This is a genomic window from Rhizobium sp. PK7-22 (genome assembly GCF_056530405.1).
Map to the genome: position 1 here is coordinate 3,803,121 of NZ_CP096514.1, position 18,643 is coordinate 3,821,763.

The 18,643-nt window shown below is 63.3% G+C and carries 14 protein-coding genes; 8 read left to right on the forward strand and 6 right to left on the reverse strand.

The features are described 5' to 3' along the window. The first annotated feature begins 194 nt into the window (after positions 1–194). The gene (locus tag M1E10_RS23375) at positions 195–365 is read left to right on the forward strand and encodes a hypothetical protein (protein ID WP_499175172.1); all 171 of its coding nucleotides are present in this window, start codon (positions 195–197) and stop codon (positions 363–365) included. A 20-nt stretch (positions 366–385) separates the two neighbouring features. Then, positions 386–1,408 carry a ribosome small subunit-dependent GTPase A gene (gene rsgA, locus M1E10_RS23380; RefSeq protein ID WP_499175173.1) on the forward strand — a complete coding sequence of 341 codons (1,023 nt, stop codon included), beginning with the start codon at positions 386–388 and terminating at the stop codon, positions 1,406–1,408. Between the two features lie 60 nt (positions 1,409–1,468). On the opposite strand, the gene M1E10_RS23385 is transcribed toward rsgA, so the two are convergent. The 5 genes from M1E10_RS23385 to M1E10_RS23405 all read right to left on the reverse strand — a co-directional run bounded on the left by M1E10_RS23385 (position 1,469) and on the right by M1E10_RS23405 (position 6,866). Next, positions 1,469–2,623: a mandelate racemase/muconate lactonizing enzyme family protein gene (locus M1E10_RS23385; RefSeq protein WP_499177288.1), complete on the reverse strand. Its 1,155-nt coding sequence runs from the start codon at positions 2,621–2,623 to the stop codon at positions 1,469–1,471. 37 nt (positions 2,624–2,660) lie between these two features. After that, positions 2,661–3,737, reverse strand: a complete 1,077-nt coding sequence (locus M1E10_RS23390) for an ABC transporter ATP-binding protein (protein WP_499175174.1) — start codon at positions 3,735–3,737, stop codon at positions 2,661–2,663. A 13-nt stretch (positions 3,738–3,750) separates the two neighbouring features. Then, positions 3,751–4,599, reverse strand: coding sequence for a carbohydrate ABC transporter permease (locus M1E10_RS23395; RefSeq protein WP_499175175.1), 849 nt, complete (start codon positions 4,597–4,599; stop codon positions 3,751–3,753). Beyond that, complete coding sequence (locus tag M1E10_RS23400; RefSeq protein WP_499175176.1) at positions 4,592–5,527, reverse strand: carbohydrate ABC transporter permease; 936 nt, start codon at positions 5,525–5,527, stop codon at positions 4,592–4,594. The genes M1E10_RS23395 and M1E10_RS23400 overlap by 8 nt, the downstream gene beginning before the upstream one ends. A 79-nt stretch (positions 5,528–5,606) precedes the next feature. Then, positions 5,607–6,866, reverse strand: a complete 1,260-nt coding sequence (locus M1E10_RS23405; protein WP_499177289.1) for an ABC transporter substrate-binding protein — start codon at positions 6,864–6,866, stop codon at positions 5,607–5,609. A 223-nt stretch (positions 6,867–7,089) separates the two neighbouring features. Here M1E10_RS23405 and M1E10_RS23410 point away from each other — a divergent pair, with 223 nt between their 5' ends. From M1E10_RS23410 to M1E10_RS23425, 4 genes are all read left to right on the forward strand, one after another. After that, positions 7,090–8,310 carry an ROK family protein gene (locus tag M1E10_RS23410; RefSeq protein WP_499175177.1) on the forward strand — a complete coding sequence of 407 codons (1,221 nt, stop codon included), beginning with the start codon at positions 7,090–7,092 and terminating at the stop codon, positions 8,308–8,310. Positions 8,311–8,341: 31 nt separating this feature from the next. Next, positions 8,342–9,442, forward strand: a complete 1,101-nt coding sequence (locus tag M1E10_RS23415) for a Gfo/Idh/MocA family protein (RefSeq protein WP_499175178.1) — start codon at positions 8,342–8,344, stop codon at positions 9,440–9,442. Between the two features lie 29 nt (positions 9,443–9,471). Continuing rightward, positions 9,472–10,113 (forward strand): ThuA domain-containing protein, encoded by a 642-nt coding sequence (locus M1E10_RS23420; RefSeq protein ID WP_499175179.1) that lies wholly within the window; start codon positions 9,472–9,474, stop codon positions 10,111–10,113. 273 nt (positions 10,114–10,386) lie between these two features. Continuing rightward, entirely contained in the window at positions 10,387–13,716 is a 3,330-nt protein-coding gene (locus M1E10_RS23425; protein ID WP_499175180.1) for a transcription-repair coupling factor family protein, read from the forward strand. Between the two features lie 113 nt (positions 13,717–13,829). On the opposite strand, the gene M1E10_RS23430 is transcribed toward M1E10_RS23425, so the two are convergent. Next, a complete protein-coding gene (locus tag M1E10_RS23430; RefSeq protein ID WP_499175181.1) occupies positions 13,830–16,448 on the reverse strand; it encodes a DNA translocase FtsK in 2,619 nt (872 codons plus the stop codon). 368 nt (positions 16,449–16,816) lie between these two features. Between M1E10_RS23430 and kdpF the strand changes: the two genes are divergently transcribed. Then, positions 16,817–16,918 (forward strand): K(+)-transporting ATPase subunit F, encoded by a 102-nt coding sequence (gene kdpF, locus M1E10_RS23435; protein ID WP_499175182.1) that lies wholly within the window; start codon positions 16,817–16,819, stop codon positions 16,916–16,918. Between the two features lie 14 nt (positions 16,919–16,932). Then, a complete protein-coding gene (gene kdpA / locus M1E10_RS23440; RefSeq protein WP_499175183.1) occupies positions 16,933–18,642 on the forward strand; it encodes a potassium-transporting ATPase subunit KdpA in 1,710 nt (569 codons plus the stop codon). Position 18,643 lies beyond the last annotated feature (1 nt).

Below are 18,643 nucleotides of genomic sequence, written 5' to 3' on the forward strand. Positions count from 1 at the left end.
GCGTCGATATCTACAGATGCAGACGCGTTCTCATTGTCAGACTGGTGGTCCGTTGCCACCTGCATGAGGCGATCGAACTGAAGTTGCTGGTTCGTCTTTTGTGCAGCACCTGATAGAGCAATAGACCAGTCGAGTACGACGGTCGGACGTAATCTTCCGGATTTGCAATCGCGGGCCGAAACTGGAGAGCCTCTATGGGTTGGAAGACGCCAAAGTTTGAATATGTAAACGGGTATAGGGTCGTCGAAATCGAAGGGCCCGCCTTCCTGGTTTACGACGGCGACCGTCAACTGGGGGATCATTTCCCCTACTCCGGCGAGGCTGCTGCTTACGCAAAATCTCTGCCCAAGCGACAGCACAACTGAAACGAGATGCGAAGACGAATTTGACGAACGCACCTCCCTCCTCGACGTTGGAACTGCTCGGCTGGTCCGACTTTTTCGCCGATCAGGTCATGCCGAACGAAACGGACCTCCATCCCACGCGCGTCGCATCCGTTCATCGGGCACGCATCGAAGGGATCGGTGTCGCAGGACCCGTCAAGCTGGAACTCCCAGCCAATGCCAACACGGCTGACTTTGCAGTGGGCGATTGGCTGCTTGCCGATCCCCACTCGGATATGCTCGTCCGCCGGCTCGACCGAAAGACCGTGTTTCAGCGACGCCCGGAGCTCGGTCGGGCTCAGCAGCTTGTTGCCGCCAACATCGATACCCTGTTGATCGTGACGTCCTGCAATGCCGATTTCAATATCGAGCGGCTTGAGCGTTACCTGATCATGGCCAACCAGACAGGAAGCAATCCGGTCATCGTGTTGACGAAGGCGGACACCGTGGACGACATTGGCCCCTTTCGCGCACAGGCCGAAGCTTTGCAACGTGATCTGCCCGTCGTTGCCCTGAATGGACGCTCTGCCGATGCACGCTCCGTGCTGGCGTCCTGGTGCGGCATCGGTCAGACGGTCGCCCTGGTGGGATCCTCCGGGGTCGGAAAGTCCACGCTGGTGAACACTCTGACCGGGGCTGCATCCGATGCAGAGCAGAAAACCGGGACCATTCGCGAGCATGACGCACAAGGCCGGCACACCACGACCGCCCGATCTCTGCACGCCATTCCGGGAGGCGGCTGGGTCATCGATACGCCTGGCATCAGAACCCTCTACGTCAGCGACGCCACCGACGGGATCGAGACGCTGTTTGCCGACATCACGGAACTGGCGCCGCTTTGCCGGTTTCGCGATTGCACCCATGCGCATGAACCGGGTTGCGCCGTTCAGGCAGCCGTCCGGGACGGCACCCTGGCCGGTGACCGCGTCGAACGCTGGCGAGGCCTGCTTGCCGAAAACCGCGACAGAACTCCGGTCGTCAGCGGAGCACGCGGCAACAAGACCGTTCGCAAGAAGAAATACTGAACTGCTGGTCAGTCGGAGTCCCGCTTATGGCAGGCTGTCGCTCCTTTCGAGGCTAGACCATCACCAGTTCGTAAACGACCCATCGGTGCGGCGCAGATGCGGCGGCTCGGAATAGTCGAACGGCATCTTCTCCAGTTCAGCTTCGTCGACGTCAATTCCAAGCCCCGGTGCGTCCGGCACCACGTAGAAGGCGCCGTCCATCTGGATCTGGCCGGGGAAGAGCGTCGTATCGTCAAAGCCCCAATGCTGTTCGGCCGGGCTCTGGCGGCATTCGAGCCAGGCGAAATTGGCAACCGCCGCGGCCAGGTGGACAGATGCGGCGGTGCAGACCGGACCGAGCGGATTGTGCGGCATGAGGTCGACGTAGTGGGCCTCGCACCAGCCGGCGACCTTCATCGCCTCGGTGAAGCCGCCGACATTGCAGATGTCGATCCGGCAGAACTGCAGGATGTCGCGCTCGATATACGGCAGGAACTGCCATTTGGAGGAAAATTCCTCGCCGATCGCAAACGGAACGTCGGTCATCTTGCGCAGCGCCTCATAGGCGGACGGCGTCTCGTCGCGGATCGCCTCCTCTAGGAAATCGATCGTCCCCTGCGGCATCTTCTGGCAGAAGGACGCCGCCTCCGCCACGCTTAAGCGGTGGTGATACTCGACACCGAGCGTCATCGCATGGCCGACTTCGGCACGCGCGCGGGTGACCCATTCTGCCGTGACCGCGATGGATTCCCGCGGCTCGAAGCGCTCGCTGTTTTCCTGGCCGTCCGCGATGAAACGCACGCAGTTCCAGCCGGCCTCCTTCAACAACACCGTCTGCTCGATCATTGCCTCGCCGGGCTCGGCCGAGGTGGTGGCGAACGCCGGCACCAGGTCGCGCTGCTTGCCGCCAAGAAGCTGGTAGACCGGCACGCCGAGCGCCTTGCCCTTGATGTCGTGAAAGGCGATGTCGAGCGCCGCGATCGCCGCAGTCAGCACCCGGCCGCCTTCGAAATACTGGCTGCGGTACATCTCCTGCCACAACGCCCCGCAGCGCATCGGATCCCGGCCCAGCAGGAACTGCGCATAGTGATCGAGCGCCCCCGCCACCGCCTTCTCGCGATAGGAAAGTCCCGATTCCCCCCAGCCGTGGATGCCGCTGTCGGTCTCCACCTTGACGACGAGCTGGTTGCGCACGCCGACCCTGGCGATATACGGCTTGATGGCGGTGATTTTCATGGTGATGTCGAAGCCTGTCTGCAGCAGCGATAAAAGGTCAGAGCGCCAGCCCGCTGTTGCGGTCGAATACATGCACCCGTTCGGCAGCGATCGCCGCTTCGAAGGGCGCGCCGTAACGGGCCGGAAAGGCGCCGTCGACGACCGCCGTCACGGCCTCTCCCGCGAGCATGAAGACGACATGGGTCTGCGCTCCGGTCGGCTCGACCACCAACGTCTGGCCGGTCACGACGCTGTCGCCGTCTGAAGCACCCGGCACGATATGTTCAGGACGAAGGCCGAGCTTCACCGCCTGCCCGCGCTTGACCGCAGAGGAAGGGTCGAGCCGGATCACCGTGCCGTCGGTCAGCCGTGCCGCGGGCCCGCCCGCGTCGGCATCCACGTCGGCGTCGAGGAAATTCATGGCCGGCGAGCCGATGAAGCCGGCGACGAAGATGTTGACCGGTGCGCGGTAGAGGTCGAGCGGCGTTCCCACCTGCTCGATTCGGCCGCCGTTGAGAACGACGATCCGGTCCGCCAGCGTCATCGCCTCGATCTGGTCGTGGGTGACGTAGACGGAGGTAGTGCCGACCTTGTGGTGCAGCGTCTTGATTTCGGTGCGCATCTGCACCCGAAGCTTGGCGTCGAGGTTGGAGAGCGGCTCGTCGAACAGGAAGACGGCCGGATCGCGAACCACGGCACGGCCCATGGCGACCCGCTGGCGCTGGCCGCCCGACAGCTGGCTCGGCTTGCGGTCGAGGAGTTCGTCGAGCGCCAGCATGCGCGCCGCCTCTCCCACCCGCCGCTCGATATCCGGCTTTGAGACGCCGGAAAGCTTCAGGTTGAAGCCCATGTTTTCGGCCACCGTCATGTGCGGATAGAGCGCATAGGACTGGAACACCATGGCGATGTTGCGCTCGCGCGGGGTGAGCGGATTGACCACCGTGCCGCCGATGAAGATCTCGCCGTCGCTGATCTCCTCCAGCCCGGCGATCATCCGCAGCAATGTCGACTTGCCGCAGCCCGACGGCCCGACCAGCGCGATGAACTCGCCGTCGTCGATCGCCAGCGACACCCCGTGGATCACCTCCACCGCGCCATAGGCCTTGCGGACGTCTCTCAGTTCGACAGATGTCATGTCATTCTCCGTATCACGACTTGACTGCGCCAGCCGTCAGGCCTGCGATGATGTGTTTCTGGGCGAGGAAGAAGACGATGACCGTCGGCAGGATGGTCAGCGTGATGAAGGCGAGCACCAGCTGCCATTCGGTGCCGAACTCGCCGCGATAGACCATGATGCCGAGCGGCCAGGGATATTTGGTCTCGGTGTTGAGCATGATCAGCGGCAGGATGTAGCTGTTCCAGCTGTTGACGAAGGTGACGATGCTGACGGTGGCCACGATCGGCCGCGACAGCGGCAGCGACACGTACCAGAAGAAGCGGATGTAGCCACAGCCGTCGACAAAGGCCGCCTGGAACAGCTCCTCCGGCAGGTTGCGGAAGTAGTTGCGGAACAGCAGGATGCTCATCCCGAGCCCGAAGGCCACCTGCGGCAGGATCACGCCCCAATAGGAATCGAGCAGTCCGAGATCGCGGATGCGGATGAACAGCGGCAGGATCGCGGTCGCCACCGGAAACATCAGCCCGATCAGGAAATAGTTCATCAGGTGGCCGGAACCGAAGAAGCGCACATGGGCGAAGGTGAAGGCCGCCATGGCCGAGGCGACGACCGTCAGGAACACCGTCATCACCGCGATGAACAGCGAATTGGCCATCTGCCGCCAGTAGCGCTCGCCAAACAGGATGTCGGTATAGTTGGACCAGACCCAATCCGATGGCAGTCCGAAGGGGCTGGTGCGCAGGTCGCCGAGCGACTTGAAGCCGCCAAGCGCCGTGGTGACGAGCGGCACCAGCACCAGGGCTGCGACCAGCGACAGCGAGATGTAGAGATAGAGGCGGGTTCCCGCCGTCATGCGGACTTGCGTTGTCGTATCAGTCATGGCGCATGAAGATCCGTTTGTAGCCGAAGGCGAGCGTGATGCAGATGACGAAGAGCACGACGCCGACGGCGCTGCCGAGCCCCACCTGCATGCGGGTGACGCCATAGGTGTAGAGGAAGGTGACCATGGTCTGCGTCGAGTTCGACGGCCCGCCGCCAGTCAGCGGCATGATCAGGTCGAAGAGCTGCAGCGATCCGATGATGGCAAAGAATACCGACAGCCGGACCGTGGAGCCGAGAAGCGGCAGCGTCACGTAACGGAACTTCTGCCATCCGGTCGCACCGTCGATCTCGGCCGCCTCAAGCACGCTTTTGTCGACCGCCTGCAGGCCGGCGATGAACAGCATCATGTGGAAGCCGAAATACTTCCAGACGATGACGGCGAGCACCGCATAGATGGCAAGATCCCGGTCGGCGAGGACATAAGGCGTGGCGATCCCGAAGAAGCCGGCGAGCGCGGCAAACAGCCCGTAGTCGCCATCGTAGACGAAGCGCCAGATCAGGCCCGCCGCGACGTCGGCCAGAACATAAGGCAGGAAGAAGATCAGCCGGAAGGCGACGACGCCGGCAATTTTGTGGGCCAGCATCGTCGCCAGCCAGATGGCCAGCGGGATCTGCAACAGCAGCGAGATGACGATGATCAGCCCGTTATTGATCAGGGCCTGCGAAAAGGCGCCATTGTTGAAGAGAACGGTGAAGTTGCGGATGCCGACGAACTCCGTCGGCGTCCCGTAGCCGTTCCAGCGGTACAGGCTGTACCAGGCGGCCTCGCCCATCGGCAGGATGACGAATAGCGTGAAAAGCAGGAGCGCTGGTGGAAGAAACAGCACCAGGACGGGAAGCCGGCCGCGTGCCGTCGGGCTTTTGTAACGGACCTTGGGTCCGGTCACACCTTGGGTTGCCACTGCCGCGGCAGTCATGTCGGTCATGCCTTGCTTTCCTCCCTGCAAAGCCGGCTGCATGGCGTGCCGCCGGCGCAAGCGCCGGCAGCGGTGTTGCAACGGAGCGCTACTCGAGTTCGCGTGCGTCCTGGATCATCTGCGCGCCCTCCTCAGGCGACATCTGGCCCGACAGGATCTCGACGGAGACGTCGTTGACGACGCGACCGACCGACGGTCCCAGATCCTGGTCGAAGAAGTTCTGGTGCCATGTGGACGCGGCAAGCTGGTCCGCCGCTTCACGCATCAGCGGGTTCTTCAACCCTTCTTCCGCACCGGTGGCAGCAGGGATGATCATCCCGGCAGCGGCCATCTTCTGCTCCTGTTCCGGGCTGGTGAAGAACCGCAGGAAGTCCACCGCGGCAGGCGACGCGCCTTTCGTGACGGCCCAGCCGTTGAGACCGCCGAGCGTGTCGGTGACCTTGCCGGCTCCACCTTCGACCACCGGGAACGGGAAGCGTCCGATGTTTTCCGGCGCCAGGCCCTTGCCGTCGCCCGCATTGGTGCGCTGGTTGGCTTCCGTATGCTCGAAACCGAGCAGCATCGCGGCGCGGCCGTCACCGAAGACGCCGAGCGTCTGCGGCCAGGACGCACCGAGATAGCCGCCCTGGAAGGGTTCCAGCTTGCCCAGTTCGGCCAGCTGCTCGCCGGCCTTGATGATCGCCGGATCCAGGAAGCCCTCGCCCTCGTTGTTCTTGGCGTTCTCGAAGACCTCCTGGCCGCCGTTGCGCATCACCAGATAGCTCCAGTAGAAATGCAGCGGCCACTTGTCGCCGCCACCGCCGGCAATCGGCGTGATGCCGGCTTCCTTCAGCGTCGTCACCGCTGCCAGAAAGTCGTCCCAGGTCTTTATGTCTTCGGCCTTGAGGCCGGCCTGCTGGAACAGCTCCTTGTTGTAGTAGAAGCTGATCGTGCCCATGCGATAGGGCACGGCATAGACCTTGCCGTCATAGGTCAGCCCGTTCAGGGCCGCCGGCTTGTAATCCTTGGCCCAGGCGCCGCCATCGGCGTTCATCGCCTCGGTCAGATCCATCAGCGCGCCGGTCTGCGATTGCTGGCGCAGCACGCCGCCACCCCAGCTGTAGAAGAAGTCCGGCGCGGCATCCGATTGCAAAAGCGTGGGCAGTTTCGCCTTGAAGGCCTCGTTTTCCAGGAACTGCAGCTGGACGTCGACGTCCGGATGTTCCTGCTCGTAGGCTGCCGCGATTTCTTCCCAGACCTCGATATAGGCCGGGACGGTTTCGACATGCATCCACTTCACGACGGTCTGCGCAGAGGCGAGGCTCGCCCCGCTGCTGACGGCGAGGGCTGTCAAAGCGCCCAGATTCATGAAAAGTTTGGTGCGCGTCAGCGCTGTCCTGTTGTCTAGCGTCATCCTGCTCTCCTCCCAAAGTGCACATTTATTCCCTGACGCGTACAAAATCAGTGCAAGAACATGCTGCTGTCAACCGGAAAATAATAAATTCTGCGCGAACACGTTGACAGCCCGCGAAATATTGCCTCTATTTTGTCCGGATACCGAAGATAATATCAAGGCGAGCGCGCATCCTGCGATGAAAACTGCCGATCCGGAACTGATGCGCGCCATCAATCGCTTCACCGTGCTGGACACCATCCGGCGCTACGGCCCGATTTCGCGGGTCGAGATCAGCGAACGCTCGCAGCTGTCGACGACGACTGTCTCGGCCATCACCGGCTCGCTGCTGGATGATGGCCTGATCCTGACCCGTCACGAGGGCGACATTCGCAATGCCGCAGCCCGTGGCCGGCCGCGCGTGATGCTGGAGCTGAACCCAAATGCGGCCCGCGTCGTCGGCGCCAAGATCGCCGCCAACCACATGGTCTTCGTGGTCAGCAATTTCTGTGGCGAGGTGATCTCGACGCTGTCGCTGCCGATCAGGGTCAACCGGCAGCCGGTCAGCGTCATCGCCGACCTCGTGGAGGATGGCATTCGCCGCTGCGTCGTCGATGCCGGGCTTGGCCTGCAGGATATCTCCACGGTCTGCATCGGATTTCCGGGCGTTGTAGAGCACCGCACCGGGCTTGTCCGTTCCAGCCCGATTGTTAGCGATCCGGACATCGATTTCGCCAGCGAGATGACCAACCGGCTGAACGTTGCCACCATCGTGGAGAGCGACGCACATGCCATCACGCTTGCTCACCACTGGTTCGGCAAGGGCCGCGACCTTGACGACATGGTTCTGGTCTCGTTGGAACACAGCCTTGGGCTTGGCGTCCTGCATGGCGGACAGCTGTTCCGCGGCGCCGGCGGGCTGAGCCACAATCTCGGCGACCTGATGATGGGAATTGGATTGCCGGAAACGGTCCGGCTGTCCGCGCTCGCCGGCGAAGCCGCCATCCTCGGAGAACAGACGCAGCAGGGCAGGTTTGCAGATGCCGTCAGACTAGGCCGGGGCATGGCGCTTGCCGAAACTCTGATTGCGGCAGAGGACAATGCTCTCATCGTGGCCGCGACCCGTGCCGGAGAAGCTGTCGGAATAGCCGTCGCCAACATCGTCACGCTCTTCGGTCCGCCGCGCGTGATCATCGTCGGCTCGAGCCTCTCGCTCGGGGAGTTGTTCCTGAAGACCTTGTCTGACTCCTACAGGTCCGCGATCCCCTCTTCGATCCGCGAGATCGCCGAACTGGTCTTCGACCCCTCGCCGGACGAGATGTGGGCGCAAGGGGCGGCGGTTGTCGCCCTCTGCGAGCTCTACGAGTCGCCATGGGGCACCACCGGCCCGGCTCCGGCGCCGCAGCCGGCAAAAGGCTGACAATTTTCATCGAGGCAATCTGGGAGGATTCATGAACACGGTAGGTATCGGCATCATCGGCTGCGGAAACATCTCGTCAGCTTACCTGAAGGCTATGGCCTCCTTCGCCATTCTCGACATCCGAGGCGTGGCCGATCTCAATCGGGAGCTTGCCGAGCAGCGCGCCGCGGAATTCGGCCTGACGGCGCGCACCGTCGAGGAGCTGCTGGCAGATCCCGCCATCGAGATCATCGTCAACCTGACGGTGCCGAAAGCCCACGTCGCGGTCGCGATGCAGGCGCTCGACGCCGGCAAGCACACCTATTCGGAAAAACCGCTGGGCATCAACTTCAAGGAGGGCCAGGCGCTGGCGCAAGCGGCCAAGGCGAAGGGGCTTCGCATTGGCGCCGCCCCCGACACCTTCCTCGGCGGCTCGCACCAGACGGCGCGTGCGCTGATCGATTCGGGCGTGCTCGGCATGCCGGTCGGCGGCACCGCGACCTTCATGTGCCCCGGCCACGAGCGCTGGCACCCCAATCCCGACTTCTATTACGAGGTCGGTGGCGGCCCCATGCTCGACATGGGCCCCTACTACATCACCGACCTCGTCAACCTGCTCGGCCCGGTGTCGCAGGTGGCGGGCTTTGCCATCGCGCCCCGTAGCGAGCGACTGATCACCAGCCAGCCCCGCAACGGCGAGCGCATCCCGGTTCATATCCCCACGCACGTGGCAGGCGTCATGGCCTTCGATTGCGGTGCCGTCGTCCAGATCGGCATGAGCTTCGACGTCGCCGGCCACAAGCATGTGCCGCTGGAGCTCTATGGCACCGAAGGCAGCCTGATCGTTCCCGATCCGAACCACTTCGGTGGTCAGGTCGAGCTCCTGAAGAAGGGCGGCACATTCGAGCCGCAGGATACGACCCAGCCCTATGCGGACGGCAACTACCGCTCGATTGGCGTCGCCGACATGGCGCATGCGATCCGCTCCAACCGGCCGCACCGCGCCAATGGTGACCTGGCGCTGCACGTGCTGGAGGTGATGGAAGCCTTCCAGCACGCCGCCGACAGCGGCACCACCATCAAGATCAACACGAAGACGGACCGGCCGGCGCCCTTGTCGGCCTCGCTGAACGACGGCCAGTTGGCCGCCTGACACTGAAATCCACATTGGGAGGAGTTAAAATGCGTGAAGCCCTGATCGTCTGGGGTGGCTGGAGCGGCCACGAACCGGAACAATGCGCCGAAGTCATCAAGGACATGCTCCAGCAGGACGGCTTCAAGGTCTATGTCGAGCGCAGCACGGAAGCCTTCGCAGATCCATCGATCCACGATCTCTCGCTGATCGTGCCGATCATGACGATGTCGAAGATCGAGAAGGAGGAGGCCAAGAACCTCGCCACCGCAATCGAGAACGGCGTCGGCCTGGCGGGCTATCATGGCGGTGCGGGCGACGCTTTCCGCGAATGCGTCGAATACCAGTTCATCGTCGGTGGCCAGTGGGTCGCCCATCCGGGCAACATCATCGACTATACCGTCAACATCACCCGGCCCGACGACCCGCTCATGGAGGGGATCTCCGACTTCCCCTATCACTCGGAGCAATACTACATGCATGTCGACCCCTCCAACGAGGTGCTGGCGACGACGACCTTTACCGGCGAACACGCCTGGTGGATCGACGGCGTCGTCATGCCGGTCGTCTGGAAGCGCCAATACGGCAAGGGCCGGGTCTTCTACTCATCGCTCGGCCATGTGGCGCAGGAATTCGAGGTGCCGCAGATGCGCGAAATTTTCCGCCGCGGGGCAGACTGGGCGGCGCGCTGACGAAGTCGTCACGACATGGGGTGGCCATCTGCCGGAACGTTGATCGCAGGCACTGAGCCGAGACGGCCTGCGATCTCCTCTGCTCCAGCCAACGCACACCCTGAATCTGCCGGCCCGCCACGCGATCAGCCTGCCCGGTCTCATGTTCTGGCGGATCGCGTGTCCTGCGATGCTCGGCATAACGAGTGATCGAAGCCTTCAGCATGGAACAAGCCGATCACGACCGGGTTCTTGCAGGCCGGCAGATTGCCGGCGGCAGAATGGCAGGTTGATGTGAAGGTCGTTGAGTACAAAGATGAAATTTCCGTCACGTCCCTCGCCGCGGTCGAAGAGGCGCCAGGTGTCAAGCTGCCTCCCGGCCTGGTGGCAACCAGGTTGGCCGCTTCGCTGCGAAAGTCGGGGCGATCGCTGTGCTATGTGGCACTGAGCGAAAGCGCGGCCGAAACCATTGCCGAAGCCGTCAGCACCCTCTTTCCTGACATCGGCCTTGTTGTTCTGCCGCCCTGGGACTGTCTTCCCTACGATCGTGTGCCACCTTCGCGCCACTGCATGGGACGGCGAATGGATGCTCTGCGGATCTGGAACAGACCCTGCGACGCCCCGAGACTGTTGCTGACCTCGCTGGAGGCGATGCTGCAACGCATTCCGCCGGCGAAGGTCATAGAGGAAAGCCAGCTTGAACTGGTGGTCGGCACGACGTTCGACCGCGACGCTTTTTCGGACTTTATCCGGCGGACCGGCTACGTGGAGGAAGGCGTCGCCGACGATCCTGGCGAAGTCGCGGTTCGCGAGGGCGTCATCGACATCTATCCCGCCGGCGCACCAGGTCCGATGCGGATCGTCCTGGCGGAAGACGATCTCCTCCTGGAACTGCGGGGTTATGACCGGGTCTCGCAGCGAACGGAGAGCTTTCTCGATACGGTCATCTTCGGGCCGGCTTCCGAGGCGGTCCGAAGCGAGAACGAACCGGAGGCGCTGGCGCCGACGCCGGACACGATGGAGCGCGTCCTCTGCCGCCAATATGCCGAGATGCCGGCCGTGTTCGACATCCTGGGCAATACCTCCCTGGTGTTCGCTCCGGGTTGCGGCGAAAGGGTTAAGCGGCACCTGGACATCATCGAAGACGCGCGACAGTCCCGGAAGAATTTCGGCGAGCCGGACAGCCTCTCGCTTCGCTCGCTCTACCTCGATCCTGCCGAATGGGACCGGTACGCCGGCAGCGCGGCGACAGGCGTGCTGGACCTTGAGCAAGGCAGCGACCTGCCGGCAGACACCGTCAACGCTGGCTTGCGCAGACGGCTGGTGCAATTCGTGCAGGATGGCCTGCAGCAGGGGCGAAAGACCGTCATCGCCGGAAAGGGCAAGGGAGCCGACGCGCTCGGTCGGCGTCTGGCAAAGGCAACTGGGACGGACGTTCGGCCCGTCGACAGCTGGGACACCGTCCTGCAGACCGGCGCCGGATCACTGCTGAAGCTGGACTGCGACCTTCAGCAGGGATTCGTCGATGCTGCGCACAACATAGCTGTTGTCGTCGCCGCCGACGGGACGAGTGGCATCACCAGCTCCGCTGGGCTTCTGGCCGAGCCGGAGCTTCGCATTGGCGACGTCGTGGTTCACGAGGACCACGGCGTCGGCGTTCTGAAAGACCTCGAGAGCATCACGGTGGAGGGTGTCTGCCGCGACGCCGCGCGTCTGGAATACCGCGACGGAGGCTCGATCCTCGTGCCGATGGAGGAGTTCGGCAAACTGTGGCGCTATGGCTCAGACGCAGAGTCCGTGACACTTGACCGGCTTCACACCGAGGCATGGCAGAAGAAGCGCGACAAGATCGCGAAGGACATCCAGTCCACCGCACGTCATCTTGCGACCGTCGCAAGGCAGAGGCAACTCGCGCAGTCGGAGAAGTTCGTGCCGCCTCGCGCCGCATTTTCGGCTTTTACGCGACGTTTTCCCTTCGCGGAAACCTCCGATCAGGCCGAGGCCATCCGCGCCGTCACCGCCGATCTCGCCTCCGGCCAGGCGATGAACCGCCTGATCTGCGGGGATGTCGGCTTCGGCAAGACGGAGATTGCTCTGCGCGCCGCCGCAGCGGTTGCCCTTGCCGGCGGACAGGTGGTCGTCATCGCCCCCACCACCGTGCTGGCGCGCCAGCACTTCGCCACCTTCGAGCACCGCTTCGCAGGGACCGGCATCGCTGTCGGCATGCTGTCGCGGTTGGTCAAGCCGGACGCCGCAAAACAGGTGAAGGCGGCGCTCGCAGAAGGCCAGATTGGCGTCATCGTCGCAACCCAGGCCATTCTTGCCAAGGATGTGCGTTTCGCTCGGCTTGCACTGCTCATCGTCGATGAAGAGCACCGCTTCGGACTGAAAGAAAAGCGGGCGATGACCGCGCTGGCGCCGTCCCTTCACACGCTTGCCATGTCGGCCACACCGATCCCGCGGACGCTGCAGTCGGCGATGGTCGGTGTTCAGGAGGTGAGCCTTCTGACGACACCGCCCTCCAGACGCCGGCCTGTCCGCACCGGGCTTGCAACCTTCGACAGCGCATCCTTGCGGATCGGCCTGATGCGCGAACATCGTCGCGGCGGACAGAGCTTCGTCGTGGTGCCGCGTATCGAGGACATCGAAGAGGTCGAGGCGATCCTGCGGCGGATCGTTCCGGAGCTTTCGGTCAAGGTCGCGCACGGCAAAATGCCGGCCGCGGCCATCGACGAGGTGATCGTCGGCTTTGCCGACGGCGACGGCGATGTGCTGCTCGCCACCAATATCATCGAAAACGGCCTCGATGTGCCGCGCGCCAACACGATGTTCGTCTGGCATGCGGAACGGTTCGGGCTGGCGCAGCTCCACCAGTTGCGCGGACGGGTGGGGCGCGGCGGCAGGCAGGGTATGGCAACCCTGCTGACGCAGGAAGACGCCGCCGTTGCCGAGGAGACGCGCTTGCGGCTCTCGACCCTCGTCGAGAACGATCGCCTCGGCAGTGGCCTGGCGATCAGCTTGCGCGACCTTGATCTGCGCGGCGGAGGCGACATCGCTGGCGAGGATCAGGCGGGTCACATGCGGGCGATTGGCGTCGGCCTCTACCGGACACTGCTGGCAGGCGCCGTCGCGAAATTGCGCAAGCAGACATCGGGAAAGCGCCATCGGGCCGTTCTGAACCTCGGCCTCACCGGGACGATCCCGGCGGACTATGTGTCGGATCCGGCCGTCCGGCTCAATCTCTACGCCAAACTTTTTCGAGCTGCCGCGCCGACGGAAATGGACGACCTGGAAGAGGAGCTCGAGGACCGGTTCGGCGTGCCGCCGGCGGACGTGCTGCTTCTGTTGCGGACGACACGGCTGCAGCTTGCGGCAGGACGATTGGGGATTGCCCGGCTGGAGGCCGGTCCGAAAGCGCTGGCGATGACGCTCACAGAGAAGACGCCGGCAAAGGTGATCGCGGCATTGACGAGAGAGGCCGGAGCGGTCCGTCGGGAAGACCGGCTCGTGTGCGACGCTGCCGGCATGACCGGCGACGAGCCGCTGCGCCTGTTCGAGCGGATCGTCGAGGTAGCCGGTCGAAGCGGCCGGTTACCCCGAGCTCGAAGGAAGAGCGACACCTGAGCCAGCGCCCGGGTGGCTCTCCCGTCCCTGACGTGCCTTTCCGGTGACAAGGGAGAGCATCGGACGATGCTGTCGCAGCCATGCGACCCAGATCTCGTCAATCCCGATCAGCCTCAACCTTCCGGCCCGACCTGCACCGGGGCGGTTGATGAAAGGATCTCGCGCTTGCCGACATGGTTCGGGGGCCCCACAAGACCCTCCTGCTCCATCCGCTCGACCAGGGATGCCGCGCGGTTGTAGCCGACGGACAACCGACGCTGGATGTAGGAGGTCGAGCACTTCTTGTCGCGCTGGACGATCTGGATGGCCCGCTCGTAGAGCTCGTCGGCACTGCCTTCGCCCGCCATGGAAGACTGGTCGAAGACGGCGGGATCATCACCTTCCTCCGCGTGGCCTTCCTCGTCTTCCGTCACCCCACCAAGATACGCCGGCTGCCCTTGCGCCTTGAGATGCGCGACGACCTTCTCCACCTCGTAATCCGAGACGAAGGGACCATGCACCCGGGCGATGCGACCGCCGCCGGTCATATGCAGCATGTCCCCCTGCCCCAGGAGATGCTCTGCACCCTGTTCGCCGAGGATCGTCCGGCTGTCGATCTTGGACGTGACCTGGAAGGAGATGCGGGTCGGGAAGTTTGCCTTGATCGTGCCGGTGATGACGTCGACCGATGGCCTCTGGGTCGCCATGATCAGATGGATGCCGGCGGCACGCGCCATCTGGGCGAGCCTCTGGATCGCACCTTCTATCTCCTTGCCGGCCACCATCATGAGGTCGGCCATCTCGTCAACGATGATCACGATGAACGGCAACGGCGACAGGTCGAGCTCCTGGTCTTCGAAGAGCGGCTCACCGGTACCTTTATCGAACCCGCAGGGCACGCTGACCAGAATGGTCTCGCCCTTGCTGCGCGCCTCGCCGACACGGCTGTTGAAGCCGTCGATATTGCGCACGCCAAGCCGCGACATCTTGCGGTAGCGCTCTTCCATCTCGCGCACCGCCCATTTCAGCGCCAGCACCGCCTTCTTGGAATCTGTGACGACGGGGGTCAGAAGGTGCGGTATGCCGTCGTAGACCGAGAGCTCGAGCATCTTCGGATCCACCATGATCAGCCGGCATTCGTCCGGGCTCAGATGATAGATCAGCGACAGGATCATCGTATTGATCGCGACCGATTTACCAGAGCCAGTCGTTCCCGCCACCAGGAGATGCGGCATCTTGGCCAGCTCGGCGATGACAGCTTCCCCGCCAATGGTCTTGCCCAGGCAGAGCGGCAGCCGGTAATCGGTCGCAACGTAATTGCTGCTCTCGATCAGTTCGCGAAGATAGACAGTATCGCGGACCTGATTGGGCAGCTCGATGCCGATCACATTGCGTCCTGGCACCACGGCCACGCGCGCCGAAAGTGCCGACATCGACCGCGCGATATCGTCCGACAGGTTGATAATGCGCGAGGACTTGACGCCGGGCGCTGGTGCAAATTCGTAGAGGGTCACGACCGGACCCGGGCGAACGTCGATGATCTCGCCTTTGACCCCGAAGTCTTCCAGCACGCTTTCCAAGAGCCCGGCGCTTTGCTCCAGCGCCTCCTGGCTCATGTCCTGGGACTGGCGCAGGCCCGGGGACTGCAGCAGATCGACCGACGGAAAGAGGTAGTCGTCCGAAGCGCGGATGCTGGTGGGTGTCAGCCCCAGCGCCGTGCGGCGAGCAGAGCGGCGAAAGCTCTGTACGTCCTCGGCTGGCCTCAAGGCCGAAGCCGCGGTCGCAAGAGGTGCAGCCAACGGTTCTGTCGGCGCAGAAGCCGTTGCTTGGACGGTTACGGTGCGAAGCGCGACCTGCCGGTAAAGATGAACGGCTGATCGACCCGCCTGCTCGCCACCATCTGCGGGAGGCAGGACTTCAGGGGCGATGACTTCAGGGGCCCGGACCGCGGGAGCATTGAATGACGGCGGCTGCGGGGTTGGGTTCTCCTGCAGCAGGCGCTCTGCTTTCGTCGTCACGGAAGCCGCTGGCTGGCGTTTTGCAGTGACCACCTCCAAGGGAGCCTCCTCGGCATCCGACAGCCCAAGGCTGATCATCTCCCAAAGCAGGTGATCCGGCATTGCCGGAAAGGCGCGTTTCGAAGCGGCAAGATCTTGGCGAACGGCCACACGGGGAGCAGCATCCAGCGCTCCTCCGGCGACGGAAACCTGTGCCGCTTCAGACCGCTTGGCATCGTCACGCCGACCGGCTGGTTGCGTCGAGACACTCGGCATAGGAACGGCGGACGTCGCAGCCCTTGCTTGTCCCGCAGCCGCCATCGTCAGCGCGGCGGTCCGCCCCTGCAACGAGCTTGCGAGCCGCATTTGCAAGAGACTGACCGGCGAGCCGACAATCAAGGAGACGGGTTCCGGCGAAGGATTTGCGTTGCTGGGCCCACTCGCCTGATCGACGAGAGCTGGAACCTCAACCTGCGGCTCGGACCAAGGTTCGACGGAGGGTATCGCCACGCCGAGGTCAGGTCCAGCCAGCGCAACAGATGCCGGCTCGAGATTACGAACAGAGCGTCCAGGCGTGCGAGTGAACCGCACGTTCGGCTTCAAGACGAAGGGTCTTTGCCAGCTGGGAAGCTGATCCGGATCCAGAATGATGGCATCTGGCGACGACACACCGGTCGCGTGAACCACCGTCACGTCGACCGAGGATTCAGACTGCTCTGATGGAAGGATGGAGGCGGGATAGAGGGATTTTTGCATGTTACGCAGGACCGATCAACAAGCTGTCACACCAGACCCGTTAATAGAAAGAAAACCTTAATCAGGCGTTTCCGACGGCTAATTTAGAGCGCTGATGATGACATTGACTGGTCGCCGGCTGAACAGGCAGGCAGCAGTCACGACCGCCTGCGAACCTCATGGAAGGGGCGATCGGTGACCGTTGGAGTGCATCCTTATCTTTTCTTTATTCTCCTGCTGCGCCTTCGCAATCGAAGCCTGACCTGAAACACCCCTAATGCTGTCTCCATATCAACAGGAGACACGGACATGTCCGACCTCATCTTCCTCGCGCTTGGCGGCGGCACGCTTGTCGTGCTTGCCCTCTATGCCCGCGCCCTCGACCGACTGTGAGGGATGCAGAAATGCTTGAACCCCTCTTCGGCCTCTTCGTCGCCATCGCCCTTGGCATCTATCTCGTCGTGACGCTTCTGCGTCCCGAGCGTTTCTGATCGGGAGTAGATCCATGACCCTTATCGGATGGCTGCAGATCAGCTTCCTCTTCCTCGCCGTCCTTCTCGTCGTCAAACCACTTGGCCTCTACATGGCACGGGTGTTTTCCGGCGAGCGGAGCATTCTTTCACCCGTGCTCGGCCGAGTGGAGAGAGATCTTTATCGCGTGAGTGGCATCAACCCCGAGAAGGAACAGAGTTGGCTCGGCTATACGCTTGCCATGCTCGCCTTTTCGCTGGCCGGTTTCATCGCGCTTTACGCCATGCTGCGACTACAGGCCTACCTGCCGCTGAACCCGCAGGGCTTTCCGGCCGTGCCGGCCGATCTCGCCTTCAACACCGCCGTCTCCTTCGTCACCAATACCAACTGGCAGAACTATGCCGGCGAGACGACGATGAGCCATTTTTCCCAGATGGCAGGCCTCACCGTGCAGAATTTCCTCTCGGCTGCGACCGGCATGGCACTCGCCGTGGCTTTCACCCGCGCTCTCGCCCGCTCCAGGGTCGCGACGCTCGGCAACTTCTGGGTCGACATGACCAGAGCCACCCTCTACGTGCTCCTGCCGCTCGCCATCGTCGTCGCCCTCGCCTTCGTTGCCATGGGCCTGCCCCAGACGCTCGATGCCTCGGTGACGGCCACGACGCTGGAAGGCGCCAACCAGGTGATCTCGCTCGGCCCCGCCGCTTCCCAGGAAGCGATCAAGCAGCTCGGCACCAATGGCGGCGGCTTCTTCAACGTCAATGCAGCCCATCCCTTCGAGAACCCGACCGCCTGGTCGAACTATCTCAACATCTTCGCCATGCTGTCGATCTCGGCGGCCATGGTCTACACCTTCGGCCAGATGGTCGGAAACCGCAGGCAGGGATGGGCCCTGATCTCGGCCATGGCCGTCCTGCTGATATCCGGTGTAGCTATCGTCTACTGGGCCGAAGCCCAGGGCAACACCATCCTGACGTCCATCGGCGTCGATCCCGCACTTGGCAATATGGAAGGCAAGGAAGTCCGCTTCGGCCAGGCCATGACCGCGCTCTATGCCGCGGTGACGACCGGACTGTCGGATGGCGGCGTCAATGGCATGCACGGCTCGTTTACCGGGCTCGGTGGCCTGGTGCCGATGTTTCTGATCCAGCTTGGCGAAGTTCTGCCGGGCGGCGTCGGCTCTGGCCTCTACGGCATGCTCGTCTTTGCGGTGCTCTCCGTCTTCGTCGCCGGCCTGATGGTTGGACGTACGCCGGAATTCCTCGGCAAGAAGATCGAGGGTCGCGAGATGAAGTTCGCCATGCTCGCCGTGCTCATCCTGCCGCTGGTCATCCTCGGCTTCACGGCCGTTTCGGCCATGCTGCCCTTTGCGGTGGCGAGCGTCGGAACATCAGGCCCGCACGGCCTGTCGGAGATCCTCTATGCCTATACGTCGGCTGCCGGCAACAACGGCTCGGCCTTCGGGGGGCTCACCGGCAACACGCCCTGGTACAACACGACGCTCGGCATCGCGATGCTGCTTGGCCGCTTCGCCTATGTCGTGCCGGTCATGGCAATCGCGGGGTCGCTCGCCGCCAAGGTGAAGTCGCCGGCGTCTGCCGGCACCTTCCCGACCGACGGCCCGCTCTTCGTCGGGCTCCTGATCGGCATCATCCTCATTCTCGGCGGTCTGCAATTCCTGCCTGCCCTGGTGCTCGGCCCCATCGTCGAACACTTCGCCATGCTCGCCGGCCAGACCTTTTAAG